11 protein-coding genes are annotated in these 16675 nt (G+C 66.9%); 5 read left to right on the top strand and 6 right to left on the bottom strand.

Annotated elements, in window-relative coordinates; translation table 11 throughout:
- Positions 1 to 48: 48 nt before the first annotated feature.
- From ACTHQV_RS07990 to ACTHQV_RS07975, 4 genes are all read left to right on the top strand, one after another.
- Positions 49 to 2259 carry a hypothetical protein gene (locus tag ACTHQV_RS07990; protein ID WP_440489444.1) on the top strand — a complete coding sequence of 737 codons (2211 nt, stop codon included), beginning with the start codon at positions 49 to 51 and terminating at the stop codon, positions 2257 to 2259.
- 2 nt (positions 2260 to 2261) lie between these two features.
- Positions 2262 to 2984 carry an SDR family oxidoreductase gene (locus ACTHQV_RS07985; RefSeq protein WP_440489442.1) on the top strand — a complete coding sequence of 241 codons (723 nt, stop codon included), beginning with the start codon at positions 2262 to 2264 and terminating at the stop codon, positions 2982 to 2984.
- A gap of 63 nt (positions 2985 to 3047) precedes the next feature.
- Complete coding sequence (locus ACTHQV_RS07980) at positions 3048 to 4868, top strand: diguanylate cyclase (RefSeq protein WP_440489440.1); 1821 nt, start codon at positions 3048 to 3050, stop codon at positions 4866 to 4868.
- A gap of 143 nt (positions 4869 to 5011) precedes the next feature.
- Positions 5012 to 5149 (top strand): hypothetical protein, encoded by a 138-nt coding sequence (locus ACTHQV_RS07975; protein ID WP_440489439.1) that lies wholly within the window; start codon positions 5012 to 5014, stop codon positions 5147 to 5149.
- A gap of 368 nt (positions 5150 to 5517) precedes the next feature.
- Here the strand turns inward: ACTHQV_RS07975 and ACTHQV_RS07970 are convergent, their stop codons facing one another.
- The 5 genes from ACTHQV_RS07970 to ACTHQV_RS07950 form a co-directional block, all read right to left on the bottom strand.
- Positions 5518 to 8496 carry a TonB-dependent receptor domain-containing protein gene (locus tag ACTHQV_RS07970; protein ID WP_440489437.1) on the bottom strand — a complete coding sequence of 993 codons (2979 nt, stop codon included), beginning with the start codon at positions 8494 to 8496 and terminating at the stop codon, positions 5518 to 5520.
- Positions 8497 to 8736: 240 nt separating this feature from the next.
- Complete coding sequence (locus ACTHQV_RS07965; protein WP_440489938.1) at positions 8737 to 10224, bottom strand: MFS transporter; 1488 nt, start codon at positions 10222 to 10224, stop codon at positions 8737 to 8739.
- Between the two features lie 38 nt (positions 10225 to 10262).
- Positions 10263 to 11723 carry an OprO/OprP family phosphate-selective porin gene (locus ACTHQV_RS07960; RefSeq protein WP_440489435.1) on the bottom strand — a complete coding sequence of 487 codons (1461 nt, stop codon included), beginning with the start codon at positions 11721 to 11723 and terminating at the stop codon, positions 10263 to 10265.
- A 317-nt stretch (positions 11724 to 12040) separates the two neighbouring features.
- The gene (locus tag ACTHQV_RS07955) at positions 12041 to 13366 is read right to left on the bottom strand and encodes an MFS transporter (protein WP_440489434.1); all 1326 of its coding nucleotides are present in this window, start codon (positions 13364 to 13366) and stop codon (positions 12041 to 12043) included.
- Entirely contained in the window at positions 13363 to 14172 is an 810-nt protein-coding gene (locus tag ACTHQV_RS07950) for a substrate-binding domain-containing protein (protein WP_440489432.1), read from the bottom strand. The genes ACTHQV_RS07955 and ACTHQV_RS07950 overlap by 4 nt, the downstream gene beginning before the upstream one ends.
- Positions 14173 to 14393: 221 nt before the next feature.
- On the opposite strand from ACTHQV_RS07950, the gene ACTHQV_RS07945 reads away from it, so the two are divergent.
- A complete protein-coding gene (locus tag ACTHQV_RS07945) occupies positions 14394 to 15605 on the top strand; it encodes a cation:dicarboxylate symporter family transporter (RefSeq protein WP_440489936.1) in 1212 nt (403 codons plus the stop codon).
- Here ACTHQV_RS07945 and ACTHQV_RS07940 read toward each other — a convergent pair.
- A complete protein-coding gene (locus ACTHQV_RS07940; protein ID WP_440489431.1) occupies positions 15579 to 16478 on the bottom strand; it encodes a LysR family transcriptional regulator in 900 nt (299 codons plus the stop codon). The two genes, ACTHQV_RS07945 and ACTHQV_RS07940, sit on opposite strands and share 27 nt — an antisense overlap.
- Positions 16479 to 16675 lie beyond the last annotated feature (197 nt).

Genomic DNA, 16675 nt, shown 5'->3' with positions numbered 1-16675 from the left:
ATTGTCGCGGCATTACGAAGCCGCTGCGGGAGAAGGATGATGCACCAGATGGCGACTGCCGAAGCCCCGGCCGTCAGCCCCCATTTGCTGGCGCTGCGCGACCTGTTGCGCGAGCGGTCGAAGCCGCTGGCCCAATTCGATGTCGGCGAACTGGGCGTCGCGCTCTACGCCGGCACCGATTCCGTCTTTGCGGTCGTCCGGCGCGAACGGGCCGGCGGGCTGGCGGTCCGCGCCGCCTATGTCGCCGCGCCGTTCACCTGCGAACTGCTGGACCCGACCGCGGGCGAGGCCGCCCGGCTACGCCTCACCAGTGCGATTGGCGAGCATATCCTGTCGTTCCGCGCCGATCGCGACGCGCTCGAACGGCTGCGGATCGTCACCGTCTTTACGCCCGCGCGTGCGATCGTCCTGCCGTTCAGCCCGCGCGACCTCTACCCCTTGGGGCAAGACGACGATCCATTGCGCGCCAAGGGCAATGTCGAGGCGTCGCAGCGCGGCCTCAACACCGGCCTGCTCTACTTCCGGATCGACGAGCCCGGCTTCGGCAACGTCCTCTATGTCCAGAACCTGACCGCCGCCAATTCCTATTACCGCGCGACCGGCACCACCCCGCGCGAAAGCCTCGGCGGCGCGTGGCCCGAAATCGGCTATGCCCTGCCGATCCCCTCGGCCAAGGCCGATCCGGCCGACGTGTCGCTGCCGCCGGGCGAGACGGTGACGCTGTCGGATACGATCCTGGTATTCCGCCACGAAGCGCCGCCGCACGAGCGGGAATCGGCGCGCCAGTTCGTGCAGATGCTGGCCGCGGTCTATGAAGTGCTCGACCTGCCGCCGGTCGCCTATCGCGACTGGGCCGACCGCGCCGAACGTGCCGCCCATGATCTGGCGACCGCACCCGAAGCGACGATCCGCCATTACGGGCATCGCTACGTCCATCCCTATACCGCCGCCGAATATCCCGACATCATGGTGCAGATGTCGGTCATCACCGCGCTTCACCAATGGGGCACATGGCGCGGCGATCCGCATCCGCTGGAACAGGAACTGAAGGCGGGGCTGCGCAAATTCTACGACGCCGATCTCGGGACGCTGCGCCGCTATCTGCCCAATGTCGGCAAGGACAAGGACGCCGATGCCGTCGACAGCTGGTATCTCTACCACCCGCTGCTGAACCTCGGCATCCTCGCCTTGGGCGGCGACCGGCAGGCGCGCGGGCTGTTTCTCGATTCGATCGGCTATGCGGTAAAGACCGCGCGCCATTTCGACTATCGCTGGCCGATCCAGTACAAGGTCACCGACTTCACGGTCATTACCGAGGAGGCGGAGGTCGACGGGCGCGGCCAGACCGATGTCGGCGGCATCTATGCCTGGGTCATGTTGCAGGCATTCGAACTGACCGACGACAAGACCTATCTGGACGAGGCGCGCGCGGCTATCGACGCGGCTATCGGCCTGCGCTTCAACATCAATTACCAGGCGAACCTGACCGCCTGGGGTGCCGCCGCCTGTATGCGGTTGTGGCGGATCACCAATCGCGACGTCTATCGCGAGCAGAGCTATGTCTATCTCGCCAGCTTCCTCCACAACGCCCTGTTGTGGGACAGCCAGATCGGCCATGCCGCGCATTACGAGACGTTCCTCGCGGTCACCTGTCTGCAGGACGCGCCATATATGGCGATGTACGAATGTTTCGACAGCTTCGTCGCCTTCGAACAATATCTGAACGATGGCGGCCCCGATCTCGAACCCGGCGCCCGGATGCTGATCGCCGAATATTGCCGCTACGTCCTGTCGCGCGCCTGGTATTATTATCCCGACGCGCTGCCCGACGATGCGATCGCCACCGAACAGCGCGAGGCGAACGGCCATATCGACCGCGCCCTGTCGTTCCCGCTCGAGGACCTCTATCCCGACGGGCAGCCGGCGGGACAGGTCGGACAGGAAGTCTATGGCGCGGGCGCGGCGTTCATCTTCGCCTCACGCGCGCTCCACCATGTCGAAGGGGCACCGTTCCGCCTCTATTGCGACCTGTTGCTGCGTGCGGTCGAGCGGATCGGCGACCGCGCGCTGTCGATCCAGCTCGATGGCGGCGAGACGCGGACCGCCAATCTCCGCCTCGTCCGGCTGAAACGCCGCCGCCTGACCGATAGCAGCCTCGTCACCGCCAATGGCGACCCGATCGAGGCCGAAGCGACTAGCCCCGACCGCATCGACTATCGCGTGCCGGCGAGTGGCCGCCTGATCCTCACCTGGGAATGACCATGACCGACCTTGTGAACAAGCGTATCCTCGTCACCGGCGGCACCAGCGGCATCGGCCGCGCGACGCTCACCGCGCTCGCCGCGGCCGGTGCGCGGGTCGTTACCTGCGGCCGGCACGGCGATACACTGGACGCGGCGGTGGAGGCGGCGGGGGGCGACGTCACCGGCATCGCGCTCGACGTCGCGACGGGGGAGGGCGTCGACGCGCTGTTCGCGGCGGTCGACGACCGGCTCGGCGGGATCGACATGCTGGTCGCCTGCGCCGCGCTCGGCGCCGATCCGATCTTCGAGATGGACGATCCCGACTGGCGCTACGTCCTCGACGTCAATCTTGCCGCCTATCTCGCCTGCGCCAAACGCGCGATCGCCCGGATGGAGGCGGCTGGCGGCGGGCACCTGCTGTTCGTCGGATCGATCAGTACCGAGATCAAGGCGGTCGGCGAAAGCGTCTATGCCGCGACTAAGGCGGGTATACAGGCATTTGCCGAGACGCTCCGCAAGGAAATCGCCGACCGCAATATCAAGGTCAGCGTCATCCAGCCCGGATCGGTCGATACCGAAATGCAGCAGTGCAGCCCGGCGGAAAAACGGGCCGCGATCGACGCCGGCGAGATGCTCGATCCCGCCGAAATCGCCGAGGCGATCCTGTTCGTCCTCACCCGTTCCGCCAAATGCGACATCGTCAACCTGCGGATCGAACCGCTGTTGCAGAAGACAAGCTGAACCGCTCGACCACGGTCGGACCGGGTAACCGATCGTCAAGGCGGGGTTGCTACAGCCATTGCCATGTTCGCTTCCCTTTCTGCCCGCGTCGCCGCCATGGGCGTGGTCGTCGTCGTGGCGTTGATTTCGCTGGCCGGGCTTCTGGCGGATGCCTCCAACCGGACCGATGAGAGCTTCCGTCGCGTCATGCATTCGGCGGCGGTCATCGAGACGATGGAAACGGCGCTCGACGAACTGCACGCGGCGGAGTCGGGCCAGCGCGGTTACATTCTCACCCATAATCTGGCCTACGCCCGCTCGTTCGACCAGCGCGTCGGTGCCGCCTCGCGCGATGTCGCGCGCGTCGTGCAGCTGACCGCCGACAACCCGTTGCAGCAGACGCGCGCGCGGGAAATCGCGCGACTGATGGCCGAACGCATCGCCGTGCTGGCCGTCCCACTCCGCCTGGGGCGCAGCGGCAGGTTCGACGAAGCGACCGCGATCATCGCGAGCGGACGCGGTCTCGATCTGATGGAGGCGCTGACCTTGCGCGCGCGCGGCTTCCTTGCCGAAGAGCGTGTGTTGCAGACGACGCGGAACAACGCCGCCGATCGCCGGCTCGCTGCGGGCAAATGGATCGCGCTGATCGGTGCCGCATCGGTGGTGGCGCTGGTCATCATCGGCTTCTGGCTGCTGGTCCGCGCCATCCGCCGCCCGCTCGATTTGATGATGGCGGCGATGACGGAACTAGGTATTGCCGAGCGGCGTGCCCGGCTTCCTGCCGAGATGGGGTCGCGCGAATTCACGCGGCTGGCGCGCGGCTACAACGCGATGGTCGAACGCCTCGACGATGCGTTGGCCGAACAGACGGAGAGCGAACGGCGCCTCCGCCTCGCCAATGACGAACTGCACGGCAATAGCGAGACGTTGCGCCAACGCGGCGAAGTCATCGAACTGCTCGGCGGCATGGCCCACCGGATGCAGGCGGCGCGGACCGACGATGAACTGGCGTCGATCATCCAGGTGTTCGTGCCGCGCGTGCTGCCTGCACTGCCGGGCGCGCTCTATGCGCACAACAACTCGCGCAACATGCTGGTCCCCATTGCCGAATGGGGCGGCCTGCACATTGGTCGCGACGGATTCGCGCCGGATCAGTGCTGGGCGTTGCGCCGCGGCCGCAGCCACTATGTCACCGAAAAGCACGGCGACATCGTCTGTGCCCATGCCGACACCGACGAACTCTACCACTGCGAGCCGCTGCTTGCGGGCGGGGAGGTGATCGGCGTGCTCTACCTGCGCGGCCGGCTCGAGGAGGAGAGCCGTTTCCGGCTGACCGTCCTGGTCGAGAATATCGCATCGGCGCTGGTCAATCACCGCCTTCAGCGCTCGTTGCGCGAACAGACGATCCGCGACCCGCTGACCGGGCTGTTCAACCGGCGCTACATGGAAGAGGCGCTGACGCTGGAGATCGCGCGTGCATCGCGATCGGGAGCACCGCTCAGCCTGGTCATGTGCGACGTCGACCATTTCAAGCGGTTCAACGACGATTTCGGGCACGATGCCGGCGACGTCGTCCTGAAGGCTGTGGCGGCCGAGATGCGGGGGCGGTTCCGCGACGGCGACGTCATCTGCCGCTTCGGTGGCGAGGAATTCACGATCATCGCCCCCGGCACGACCGCCGAGGCGTTGGTGAACCGGGTGGAGATGGTACGCAAGGCGATCGCCGAACAGGTCGTGCGGCACCATGGCAAGACGCTGGGTTCGACCAGCATGTCGTTCGGCATCGCCAGTTGGACGAACGACATGGCCCGTGACGGATCGACATTGATCCAGGCCGCCGACGCCGCGCTGTATCAGGCGAAACGCGGCGGTCGGAACCAGGTCCTGGTCAGCCTCGCCGCGTAAGCGGGGGCGGGGGGCCAGCCGTCCGCCGCCCCGCGTCAACCGCAGCGGACCTACAGTCCGGTCGTGCCGCAGCAACGGATGAAGGCGCGGGAGGACTCGTTCGAGGGCCGCCATGCCGACGCGCTAGTAAAGCTAGAGGGTCTATGCTCCGCAAAGCGTACGAACGCGTCTGTTCGGTGCAGGGCGTGCAGCAGATCTTCGAACGGGCGCGCACGATGCTGGACTCGGCGAAGGAGATTGTGCTGATCGATACGTTCCCCGAAATCCACGACCTGCTGTGATAGAAGGTCGAAGCGGTGCGGGCACGCGGCGTGACCGTCATCGCCTGTCGTCCGGGGGACGCCGGACCCGACATGCCGCTCAACCGGGAGGTGGCTGAACTGGTATCGTCGGCGGCATCTTCCACAGCGCCGTTGCCGCTGACATCGTGCTGGTGGCGTCGCGCGCAGATGCGTCGGACCCGTTGCGCAACCTGTCGCTGCAGGGCTCGACACCGCCGGGGCTGAAGGCGCTGCTGAAAGAATGAGAACGCTGACCTGGGTGTGACGGCGGAACTTCCGACGTTTCTCGCGGCGCAGCGTTCTGAATCGATCCGCATCGGAACGCTGCCGGACAGCGTCCCGATGCGGATCTCGTCGTCATTGAAGCATCAGAAGCTGAAATTCGCCCCCGCGCTGAACGCCCGGCCGACCAGACCGGCATAGTGCCAGCTGCTCAGATAGTTGGGATTGCTGGTATAGGCGCCCGCGGCGAGCGGTGCTCGCGCGTTGGTCACGTTCTGGACGTTGACGAAGAAGCGGAACTGGTCGTTCACCTGCATCGCCGCGTTCAGGTCGGCATAGACGAATTTCCGGATGTAGCAGAATTTCGCGGCATCGGCCGGCGAGGCGATCGGCGCCAGCGTGCCGCTGCACGACAGATCGCTCTTCTGATCGGCGGCGACCTGCTTGATCCGGCCGACATAATAGGCGGTCGCGGTCAGCGAGAATGCACCGATTTCGATCGAATTCTGCCAGTTGCCACGGATGTCCGGCGTGCCGCCACCCGACGACAGCTGGTAGGGGCCGAGCGTACCGGCATATTTCTGCACCACGCCCTCGGGCGTCACCAGATCGAGCTGCAACACCCGCGTCACGTCGAGCCGGCTGATGAGCCGGACCCGGTCGCCAAGCGGAATATTGGCGTTCGCCTGCACGTCGATTCCCGAGCTGACCTGATAGTTCGCGTTGACATAGGGCACGTCGAACACGAGCAGGCGCGGCAGCGCGTTGGGGTTGTCGGGATCGGGCGCGTCGATGACGTTGCAGCGATAGCCATTGCCCACCGCCGCAAGTGCGGCGCAGGCGGCGGTCACGTTTGTCTGTCCGTAATAGGCTGCGATAGCCTCGGCGCGCTTTGGCCCGGTGACGATCAGGTCCGACTTCTTGATGTTGAAATAGTCGACCGTCACGTTGAACCAGCGGACGGGTTTGAAGATCGCGCCTACCGTGAAGCTGCGCGACACTTCGGGCAGGATGTTGGCGTCGCCGGTCGCCCCGCTGCCGATATTGTACGTGCCGTAGTAAGCGGGATTGCCGGGGTGCGCGTTGATGAAGCTTTGCGGCGGGGTGAAGGACGAGAATCCTGCATAGCTGCTGGCGGGGTTGTTTTCGGCGAAGGTCGGTGCGCGGAAACCCTGCGAATAGGTCGCCCGCAGCGAGAATTGGTCGATCGGCATGAACTTCATGCCGACCTTGGGCGAGAAGCGGCTGTAGCCGAGCGAATATCGGTCGTAGCGGCCCGACACGTTGAGGTCGAATTCGCGGAAGAACGGCGCGTCGATTTCGAAGAAGCCGGCGGTCACGGTCTGCCGCCCCTGTGCCGACGATGTGTTCAGCCCGTAATAGGCGAGGTCGGCATTCTGGTTGCGGTTCATCAGCGTTTCACGGCGTATCTGGAACCCGCCGCCGACGTTCAGATCGCCCCCGCCAAGCGGCATCACCGTCTTCAGCAGCGATCCGCCGATCGTTGCGACCGTCGAATAGGACGGGGTGGTGCGTTCCGGCGATACCTGGTCGCGCACCGCCATGCTGTTCAGCTGCGGATTGACGAAATTATAGGCGCCGGTGTTGATCGCGCTCAACAGGCCCTGGATGTTGACGAAGCCGCGCTGGGTGACGCTGAAATTATCGCGGGCATAGACCCCGTTCAGGCGGAATTTGAACCCGTTGCCCAGATCGCCGGAAATGCCCCCGGTCGTGCGGAACACGTCGACATAACGGTGGCTGCCCGCCGGAATATCACCGAACGAATAGAAGATGCGCGCAGCCCCTTGCCCCGGATCGTTGGCAAAGGCGGCGGCATAGGGATTGTTCGGGTTCAAGCGGCGATCGGCCGCCGTCGCGCAATTGACGCCGGTCGAACAGACATAGACCGGCAGGACGATGCCCGGGCTGCTGGAGGCGAGCGCCGCCGATCCGCCGAAGGGCTGGGTCTGGCGGATGCCGGCCGGCGCGCCCTTGATATCCACTTCGGAGTGCGAATAGCTGGCGCTGGCGAATGCCTCGAACGCGTCGCTCAGTCGCACGTTCAGGCGCGCGGTGGTCGAATAGCGTTCCTGCCGCGGCTGGATGATCGAATATTCGTCGGGCAGGTTGTGGGCGCAGCCGGTGCCACGCGCCGCCGCCGTGTTCACCGTGAACGTGCCATAGGGGCAGGAACCGGGGTTGAGCAGCTGATACTGGTTGGTCAGCGGCGTGCCGATCTGGCCGGACAGCGGGTTGTTGAGATCGCTCTGCCGGACGCGGGTGACGACCGCCTCGGGATTCTGCGCGGTGATCGTGTCGTCGTTGCGATTGCGGTCGAGCAGGCCGCTCGGCCGCAGGTCCAGCGTGTTGAACGGGTAACCGCGCGCATGGTTGGTGATGAAGGCGTCGTAGGTATATTCGCCGTTCACGTAGAAGTTGAAGCCCTGCGACTTGTAATCGCCATAGCCGGCGGTCATCGTCGCCCGGTAGCGACCGCCATCGCCATATTCGGTCGTGCCGCCCTGGACCGATCCCTCGACCCCCTGCACGTTCCGGCGGCTGATGAGGTTGACGACGCCGCCGATCGCATCGGCGCCATAGGTCGACGACGCGCCGTCCTTCAGCACCTCGACCCGGTCGATGGTGCTGAACGGGATCGAATTCAGGTCGACATAGGCGTTGTGCCCGTCGTCGTTCAGCGGGAAGTTCGCCGAGCGCAGCCCGTCGATCAGCACGACCGTCGACGAGACGCCCAGGCCGCGCAGCGAGACCGCGGCACCGCCGGCCGAGAAACCGTTGCGGAAGCCGGTCGAGATCGACCCGGCACTGTCGGCGGAGACCGAACGGATCGCGTCCTGAACGGTCGTGATGTTCGCACGCTCGAGCGTTTCCGACGTCAGCACGGTCACCGGCGAGATCGAGCTGGCGTTCGAATCGCGGAACAGCGTGCCGGTGACCACGATCACCGCGGGCTGGCCGTCAGCGGCGGCGGTCGCCGGCGTCGCAGCCGACTGCGCGGGTGCCGCTTCGGCTACCGCATCGGGCTGCGAAGTCGGTTCGGTGGTGACGGGCGTCTGCACCGCGTCCTGTGCATGGGCCGGAAACGCGGTCGCGGTCAGCAAGGCAGCAGTCGAGATCCCGCAACGCAGGGCGGTAAACGCCGAAGTAAACAGATGCACCGGAAATATTTCCCCAAATGACGTGACGGATTGGACCGTCCATCCCCCAAATGTCGTTCGCGACGACACGCCGGTCCTGTTATGGGGAAGCCGTTACCGATGAATTAAGCGAGTAACGAATTGTCGCCGCTGCCTTCTCCGGACTGTAGGCCCGATCGGCGCATCGACCCGCCAGGGCGCGGTTCAGGCGCGATGACCGCTCATCACATCGCCCGCATCGGCCGCGAACCGCCGGTTCCAGAAGAACGCCGCCCCCGAAATCCCCGACACGACGAGGAACGCCGCCGAGAACGCCGCCAGCCTCGGCTCGCCCCCGCCGCCGACCAGCATGCCGACCTCGAGCACCATCGCCGCGGTACAGATGCCGAGCGACAGCATCAGCTGCTGGAAGGTCGCATAGAAGCTGGTCGCCGCGCTCATCTCCTCGTCGTCGACCTCGGCATAGGCGATGGCGTTATAGCCGGTGAACTGGAACGAGGTGAAGAAGCCCGACAGCGCCAGCACGCCGACGATCGCCCAGACCGGCCAGTCGGGACGGAACAAGGCGCAGGTCGCATAGCCGAGGCTGCTGACCAGCCCCGATACGATCAGGCTGCGACGAAAGCCGAACCGGCGCAGCACGCGCGGCGCCAGCGCCTTCATCGCCAGCGCGCCGATCGCCGTCGCCATGGTGATCGTGCCGGTCGCCGCCGCGGACAGGCCGAACCCGATCTGGAACATCAGCGGCAGCAGGAACGGCTGCGCCCCTTGCGTGATCCGGGTCAGCGACCCGCCGATCACCGACAGGCGGAACGTCGGCACCCGCATCAGCCGCAGGTCGAGGATCGGGTCGGTGGTCCGCCGCGCATGGCGGACATAGGCGATGCCGGCAATCAGCCCGACCGCGACCAGCGCCAGCGCGACCCGGCCGGTCCCCGGACGGCTGGCAAGTTCGAACCCGAACAACAGGCAACCGAGCGCGATCCCCGACAGCACGAACCCGCCGGCATCGAATCGCTGCGGCCCGTCGCCCCGCACATCGGGGATCAGCGTCAGCGCACCGACGATGCCGGCAATGCCGATCGGGATGTTCAGGTAGAAGATCCAGCGCCAGTCGAGCCACGTTACGATCAATCCGCCGAGCGGCGGCCCGAGGATCGGCCCGACCAGGGCCGGCATCACCAGCCATGACAGCGCCTGCACCATGTCGCGCCGGTCGACGCTGCGCAGCAGCACCAGTCGACCGACCGGCACCATCATCGCGCCCCCGATCCCCTGTACGAACCGCGCAGCGACCAGCAACGGCAGCGACGCCGCCTGTGCGCACAGGATCGACCCGATCAGGAACACCCCGATCGCCCCGCAGAAGATCGTCCGCGACCCGAACCGGTCGGCCAGCGTCCCGCTTGCCGGAATGAACAGCGCCAGCGACAGCAGATAGCTGGTCAGCGCGAGGCTGAGATTGGTGGCCGGCACGCCCAGATCGCGCGCCATCGTCGGCAGCGCGACGGTCAGGACCGTGCCGTCGAGCTGCTGCATGAACAGGGCGGAGGCGACGACCAGCGCGATGACGCGGTAGCCGCGCGCGGTCGCCGCAGGGGCATCGGCGTCGGCGACCACGCCGCTGGCCGGCGGCAAACCGTCGCCCGCATCCGCGGTCGTCGTCGCCAATCTACGCCGTCGCCACCCCATGCCGTTCCATTCGTTGCTGCACTGCACCCGCCAACGCATCAGAACGCGATTTGCGCCCGCCCGATCAGGCTGCGGCCATGGTCGTCGACGATGCCGCCCGCCGCCGGATTGGCCAGCGTCCAGTCGATGGCGTTGAGTTGCAGCCGGACGAAATTGTTGAGGTACCAGTTGATGCCGAAGGTGAGCGCGGTCCCGCGCCCGGCGGTTGGATTGTCGCTGTAATCCAGTTCCTCGTACCGCGTGGCCAGTTCCACCGCGCCGCTGCCGCCGCCGGTGAACGGGCGCAGCACCTTTGGCCGACTCCACACCCCGCCGCGCGTCAGATAGGGCGGGGTCTCGCCGGTCAGGAACCATCCGCCCTGCACCGCCCATGCATTCTGGTTGGTGACGTCGCCCGCGCGGTTCTCCAGCCGTCGCGACCCCGCCTCGGCATAGGCCCAGAGCGAATGGTGGAAGGTGCCGAGTTCGACGCCATAGCCATCGCCCGACACCGGATCGGCAAAGGTCCCCGGTGCGATCCGCAGATTGTCGTTGTAGAAGCCGCCGACGGCGATGCTGCGCGTCGGGCGACGGACATCCTCGGCCAGCCGCCCGTGAAAGCCCCACAGCCCCAGATGCACCAGCCAGTCGTCGGTGCGCACCGGGTTCCAGTGCGCCCGTGCGCCGATGGTCAGCCCGTCGCCCGCCGTGCCGGGATTGGCGATGTCGTCGCCCGACACCTGCACCCCGACATGCCAGCCCTTGCCATAGATGCGCGCGGCGGCGCCCAGCCCGAAAAAGCCGCGCGCGGGAATGATGCCCGCCCCGACGACGTTGCGTTCGAGGAACGGGACCGCGATCGTGCCGCTCGACCCGTCCAGCCCGCGATCGTTCAGCCGGTTGCCGAGCGCGAACTCCGCCTGCTGCCCGAGAAACCCGGTGGTCCAGGCGAGATAGGCCGATTTGATCGCCACCTCGTTATCGGCGAAATCGCCTTCGAGCAGATAGGACAGATGCTTGCCGAACGTCCCCTCGATGCCAAGGCGCAGCGACCGTGCCTGCGTCGCGGTCACGTTGCGGCTGGCGACGTCGCTGCCGGTGGTCGTGCCCATGTCGATCAGAATGCGGCCGCGCGGGCGGAAACTGAGCGCGCCATCGGCGCTGACGAATTCGGGCGTGCCCTTCGACCAGTCGACATGCGCATTCTCGCGCTGCGCCCGTTCGACCCGCGCCATGCGCGCCTCCAGCGACGGCGGATGCGCGTCGGACGGCAGCGACTGGCCGAGCGGGGCGGGGGTGCGGACTGTAGGACCGGTCTGCGCGGTCTGTGCGGTTTGGGCTGGCGTCGGATCGGCCGCAGGGGCGGCGGCGTTCTCGACCGCGGCCAGCCGCGCTTCGAGGCGTTCGATGCGGGCGGCCTGTTCGCGGACCAGCCGGGTCAGGGTTGCGACATCGGCATCCTGCGCCGCGGCGGGTGCGGCGATCAACAGGCTCGTGGCCAACAGGCTGGCACGAAACATGGGATTTCTCCGAATGGGGGAAGCGCGGCAGCCGTGCCGCTCGCGGCGGACCGTCGTTCCCGCGAAGGGGGGCGAAAGTCCGCTTCACCGTATCCCGGAAATCTTCCGTACCCCCGCGAAGGCGGGGGTCCAGAGCCAAGCAGAACAGAGGTTTGCGGATGTGGCCCTGGATCCCCGCCTTCGCGGGGATACGGCGAAGCGGACTTTCGCAAAGGTCTCGCCTTCGCCGGAATGGCAACGGTTGGTGGGGATCGGCGCGCGGTGGTGAAACTGCCGTACCGACATACCCCGGCATCCGCCGGGGCATGTCCGCCCGATCACCCCGCCTTGCGCCGCGCCCGGGCACTGCCGATCAGCAGTGCCAGCAGCGACAGGATCGCGGCGGCGGCGCACCATGCGCCGGGGATCGCCTTGTCGCCGGTCGCCCCGATCAACGCGGTGCTGATCGCCGGGGTGAACCCGCCGAAGATCGCGGTGGCGAGGCTGTAGGCGAGGCTGAAGCCGACGGTGCGGACATGCGCCGGGATGACTTCGGTCAGATAGACGATGAAGGCACCATTATAGGTCGCATAGATCGCCGCGAGCAGCAGTTCGACCGCGAGCAACCGCCCGAAGCTGGGTGAGGCGACCAGCCAGCTCATCAGCGGATAGGCGAGCGCCGCACCCAGCACCGTCGCGGTGATGAGCAGCGGACGACGCCCGACTCGGTCCGACAACGCTCCCATCGCCGGCAGCAGCACGAAGTTGGTGATGCCGACGCACGCGGTGACGAACAGGCTCTCGCCGGGGCTCAGCGACAGCACCTTGCTGCCGAAGGTCGGGGTATAGGCGGTGATCATGTAGAAGAAGACGGTCGTCATCACCGCCATCAGCGTCCCCTGCAGCACGACGCCCCAGTTGCCGCCGATGGTGCGGATGATGTGGCCGAGTTGCGGATGTTCCTTGCGGTTCAGGAACGCTTCGGTCTCTTCCATGTGGCGACGGATGACGAACAGGAACGGGATCATCACGCAACCGATGATGAACGGGATGCGCCAGCCCCATGCCTGCATCGTGTCGGGCGACAGGTTGGTCGACACCAGCAGCCCGATGAGTGCGGCGAACACCACCGCCGCCTGCTGGCTGGCCGATTGCCACGACGTGAAGAAGCCCTTGCGGTTGGGCGGGGCGATCTCGTTCAGATAGACCGACACCCCACCGACCTCGACACCCGCCGACAGGCCCTGCACCAGCCGGCCGACCAGGATGATGATCGGCGCGGCGAGGCCGATCTGTTCGTAGGTCGGCGTGACCGCGATCGCGAGCGTGCCGAGCGCCATCAGCCCCAGCGTCAGCAGCAGTCCCTGCCGCCGCCCGTGCCGGTCGATATAGGCACCCAGCACCAGCGCACCGACCGGCCGCATCAGGAAGCCCGCGCCGAAGGTCATTAGCGTCAGCATCAGCGACGCGAACTCGCTGCCGGTCGGGAAGAACGCCTTCGCGATGTAGGTGGCGTAATAGCCGAACACCATGAAGTCGAACATTTCGAGGAAGTTGCCGCTGGCGACGATGAAGATCGACTTGAACGCCGACTTCTTGGCGGCGGCCGAAACCGGCGGCGTCGGCGCTGCCGCGTCGGCGGGGAAGGGGATGGTCTGCGTCATGGTGTCACCTTTGCGACGACCGGTTCGAGGCCGCTGTCGCGGATCTGCCGGTGGGCTTTGGGGGAGGCGAGATAGGCGATCAGCGCGCGTGCTTCGGCCTGACGCGGCGAATAGGCGACGACACCGGCCGAGAAGGGCGTGACCTTCTGCAACGTGTCGGGCAGCAGGCCGACGATGCGGATGCCCTTGACGGGCTTGAGTTCGCTCAGCTGCTGGAACCCGATTTCGGCTTGGCCCTCGGCGACGATCTTGCCGACCGGGGTGGCGGGGATCATCCGGCCTTTCGGGCGGACCTGATCGGCGATGCCCAGCCGGTCGAGCATTGCCGACTGGATGTACACGCCCGATGCGCTGTCCGACCACGCGACCGACTTTGCGGTCAGCAGCGTCGATCGCAGCGCGTCGGGCGTGGCGATGTTCGGGGTGGGCGCGCCCGCCTTCACCGCAACCGCGATCTTGGACAGGCCCAGATCGATGACCGTGCCGGGGGTCACGACCTTCTGTTCGGCCAGCTTGTCGAGCCCGCTGCGCGCCAGGATGACGACATCGGCGGCTTCGTGGCGGGCGAGGCGGTTGGGGATCGCCTGGGGCGTGTCGCCCATCGATGGCCCGTGTTTGGTGACGATATGGACGCCGGTATCGCGTTCATATTGCTTGGCCAGCGCCTCGAACGCGGCGGTGAACCCGCCCGAGGTGATGACGTGAAGCTCGCGCGGGCGGCGCTGCGCGGTGGCATCGCCGGTCTGGAAGCCGATGAGCGCTGCGAGCCCCAGAAACAGCGCGGTGCGCCGTGACAGGACGGCCATCGGTCTGGATAATGGATCGTGCATGAACACCTCTCGTTCGTCCCGCTCTTCGGCGGATTCCCGTGGCGGCAAAGGCTTGAGCCGGCGTGCCGTATGCGACACTAAGCAGCACCGGCGGCCTTTCGATCAAATGCAATGATCGGGCTGCTTTATGCGTGTGACGTATAAATAGTTGCGGAAGGACGGTCGTTACGCGTAACCTTCGTCACCTTTGGGTGCAGATGCTGCTGGGGATCGCTGCCGGTACGCTGATCGGCGTCTGGCTGCCCGATCTCGGCCGTGCGCTGGGCCCGCTCGGCATCGCCTTCGTAAAGGCGATGCGGATGATGGTGCCGCCGGTCCTGTTCTGCACGATCGTCGAAGGGATCGTGCGCCACGGCGCGGCGCGCGATACCGGCGCAACCGTCTTGCGCAGCCTGTTGATATTCCTGGCGATCACCGTCGCAGCCCTCGGACTGGGGCTCGGTGTCGCATTGGCGCTCCGCCCCGGCAACGGGCTGACGCTCGCCCCCGACGCCGCGACGCTCGACCTCGTCGCGCAACAGGTCCGGGGAGCGTCGATCGCCGGGCCGGGCGATTTCCTGCTCCATATCGTCCCCGAAACGCTGTTCTCCGCCTTCACCGCCGGCGACGTCCTGCCGGTCCTGTTCGTCGCCGCGCTGGTCGGCTTCGGCCTGCTGCGCATCGGCGAGGCGGGCGCCCCGATCGTGCGCGGCATCGAGGCGCTGACCCGGCTGCAGTTCGCGATCTTCGGCTTCCTGATCCGGGCGGCACCGCTCGGCGCCTTCGGGGCGATCGCCTATACCGTGGGCACCTACGGCATTGCGTTCATCGGATCGCTCGGCCTGCTGGTCGCGACGCTGGCGCTGGCGTGCGGCCTGTTGGTCGCGGGGTTGCTGCTGGCGGTACGGCTGGCGACTGGGATCGGTCCCGGCGGGCTGTGGCGCCTGTTCCGCGACGAAATCCTGATCGTCCTCGGCACTTCCTCGACCGAGGTCGTGCTGCCGCGCCTGATCGAAAAGCTGGAGGCGATGGGCTGTCCGCGCGGCATCGTCGGGCTGACCGTACCGCTCGGCTATTCGCTCAACCTCGCCGGCACCGCTGTCTATCTGATCGTCGCGACGCTGTTCCTTGCCGAAGCGGTGGACGTCACGCTCGCGCCCCAGCGCATTCTCACCTATCTCGCCGTGATGCTGGTCACGTCGAAAGCGGCGGCGGGCGTCACGGGCAGCGGCTTTTCGGCGCTGTTGCTCACCCTGTCGCTCTTGCCCGACGTGCCGGTCGGGGCGGCGGCGCTGCTGATCGCGATCGACCGGTTCCTGTCCGAAATCCGCGCCTTGACCAGCGGCACCGCCAATGTCGCCGCATCGCTGCTGGTCGCGCGGTGGAGCGGCATCCGCCCGGCGCTACCGCCCCCACGCCGCCGCGAGTAGCGCCATCAGCCGCGTCGCGGTCGGCGACAGCGTGGCCGATGCGCGTCGCAGCACGCCGATCGTCCGCACGACCTCCGCCCCGGCGAGCGGCCGCCACACCAGATCGCGCGCGTCCGGCCCCTCGCAGGCGAGGCGTGGCAGCACCGATGGCCCAAGTCCCGCCTGCACCAGCGCCAGCGCCGAGGTCAGCCGCGTCACTTCGTAGAACCAGCGCAGCTCGATCCCGGCGCGCGCCAGCCCGGCATCCAGCGCGGTGCGGTTGCCGCTCCCCATATGCACCGTCACCAGCCGCATGCCCGCAAGATCGGCCCAGCCCGGTGCGGGCATCTCGGCCAGCGGATCGTCGCGTCGGCAGACCAGGCCATAGGGGTCGTCGGTCAACGGCTCGAACAGCAGATCGGCATCCGACAGCACCGGCAGGGTGATGGCGAACTCCGCCTCGCCGGTCCGCACCGCCTCGGCACATTCGGTCGCCGACAGGTCGAGCACCCGCACCCGGACGTTGCGATATTCGCGCCCGAACTGTTCCAGCACATCGGGCAGGAAGCGCACGGTGGCGCTGGGGATGCTGGCGACGGTCAGCCGGCCGGCACGCCGTTCGCCCAGCGCCATCATGCCCATCAGCGAACTGTCGATCTCCTCGATCAGCCGGCGCAGCAGCGGAACGATCTCCTGCCCCGCAGGCGTCAGCCGCACGCTCCGGGTGGTCCGCTCCAGCAGCGGCGTACCGACCATCGCCTCCAGCTTCTGTACCCGGCGACTGAGCGCGGGCTGCGACAGATGGAGTTGCTCTGCCGCGCGCAGGAAGCTCTTGCCCTCCGCCACTGCGATCAGCGCCCGCAGGTCGAGCAGCTCGCAATTCAGTGGTGACATTCGACCCCCATATGGCCGTGGCTTGATCGGAAACGCCGGCGCGGTCCTGCACCGCGCCGGTGTGGCGCCCCGTACACCATAACCGAACGATCGGGTATCGGCGACCGGACGGAATGCCGAACGGCCACCCGCTCGGGTATGCCGAACCTTGCTGCCCCGTTTGAATTCACAGGAACAGACAAGAATCCGAAAAGCGA

Origin of the sequence: Sphingomonas sp. SAFR-052, from assembly GCF_051965015.1 — a bacterium.
In the GTDB taxonomy this organism is placed as follows: Bacteria; Pseudomonadota; Alphaproteobacteria; order Sphingomonadales; family Sphingomonadaceae; genus Sphingomonas.
The sequence above is the reverse complement of the archived record's forward strand: the minus strand, read 5'-3'. Positions and strand labels throughout refer to the sequence as shown.

Bases quoted from the DNA above. Each gene is read 5' to 3' on its own strand.
- ACTHQV_RS07990 (WP_440489444.1), top strand. From the start codon at position 49: ATGGCGACTGCCGAAGCCCCGGCCGTCAGCCCCCATTTGCTGGCGCTG.
- ACTHQV_RS07985 (WP_440489442.1), top strand. From the start codon at position 2,262: ATGACCGACCTTGTGAACAAGCGTATCCTCGTCACCGGCGGCACCAGC.
- ACTHQV_RS07980 (WP_440489440.1), top strand. From the start codon at position 3,048: ATGTTCGCTTCCCTTTCTGCCCGCGTCGCCGCCATGGGCGTGGTCGTC.
- ACTHQV_RS07975 (WP_440489439.1), top strand. From the start codon at position 5,012: ATGCTCCGCAAAGCGTACGAACGCGTCTGTTCGGTGCAGGGCGTGCAG.
- ACTHQV_RS07965 (WP_440489938.1), bottom strand. From the start codon at position 10,224: ATGGGGTGGCGACGGCGTAGATTGGCGACGACGACCGCGGATGCGGGC.
- ACTHQV_RS07960 (WP_440489435.1), bottom strand. From the start codon at position 11,723: ATGTTTCGTGCCAGCCTGTTGGCCACGAGCCTGTTGATCGCCGCACCC.
- ACTHQV_RS07955 (WP_440489434.1), bottom strand. From the start codon at position 13,366: ATGACGCAGACCATCCCCTTCCCCGCCGACGCGGCAGCGCCGACGCCG.
- ACTHQV_RS07950 (WP_440489432.1), bottom strand. From the start codon at position 14,172: ATGGCCGTCCTGTCACGGCGCACCGCGCTGTTTCTGGGGCTCGCAGCG.
- ACTHQV_RS07945 (WP_440489936.1), top strand. From the start codon at position 14,394: ATGCTGCTGGGGATCGCTGCCGGTACGCTGATCGGCGTCTGGCTGCCC.
- ACTHQV_RS07940 (WP_440489431.1), bottom strand. From the start codon at position 16,478: ATGTCACCACTGAATTGCGAGCTGCTCGACCTGCGGGCGCTGATCGCA.